General features: G+C 38.3%; 1 protein-coding gene. It reads left to right on the top strand.

What is annotated here, in order from left to right:
- Nucleotides 1-60: 60 nt before the first annotated feature.
- Nucleotides 61-744, top strand: coding sequence for a DUF1963 domain-containing protein (locus LRP50_RS25375; protein WP_274167172.1), 684 nt, complete (start codon nucleotides 61-63; stop codon nucleotides 742-744).
- Nucleotides 745-746 lie beyond the last annotated feature (2 nt).

Below are 746 nucleotides of genomic sequence, written 5' to 3'. Positions count from 1 at the left end.
TTTGCATGAAGCTAATGTTTTTCGCCCCTTAAAACGACGTTAGCACACAAGGAAATCAAGATGAATGACTTCGAGTCACATTTAAGTTCACTTGGAAGCGAATCTATAAAGGCTGTGCTTCAAAATAGGTGCTCAGAAGGCTTTTCGTCAAGAACAGGCGGTACTTTCTATGATGTTTCTGGTAATGAATGGCCTATGGGTGCAGACGCACCTCTACGCCCTCTATTGCAAATAGTCGTAGATGAGCTTCCTAATATTCCCGAACAAATTTCTCATTTAATGGGCATTTGCATTTACATAGACAATGACTATGTAACCTTCGACATACTGTCTGAAGAAGGTAGTGAATTTGTAGTCCGTGAAATTCCTAAAGGCTCTAACATTACTCCTTTGGTAAATCCTGCTCAAAAAAAATTCGAAGCAAAAGACATTAAATGGGAAACATTCACTGACTACCCAAGCTCAAGTGATTTTTTCGAGTGGCTTGATAACCAGAATATTGATTATGACTATGAATCAAAGGAACTTGAAAAAGCACTAGAGAGATATAGGAACTATGGTTTCTCAAAAATCAATGGTTGGCCTACCACCATTCAAGGTCCGTCTTATGACAAACCAAATACTAAAGGTTGTGCTATTCAAATATCTCTAGATATTGAAATCCCTTTTGGTGATTCAACAGTATTCAAAATTGAGTGGGGCTCCAAAATCAAAAACTGGTACTGCATGTGGGAAACGTGCTAACA

Origin of the sequence: Enterovibrio gelatinilyticus, from assembly GCF_028683095.1 — a bacterium.
GTDB classification, from domain to species: Bacteria; Pseudomonadota; Gammaproteobacteria; order Enterobacterales; family Vibrionaceae; genus Enterovibrio; species Enterovibrio gelatinilyticus.
Note: the sequence above shows the minus strand (reverse complement) of the source record. Positions and strands in the feature narration are given on the sequence as shown.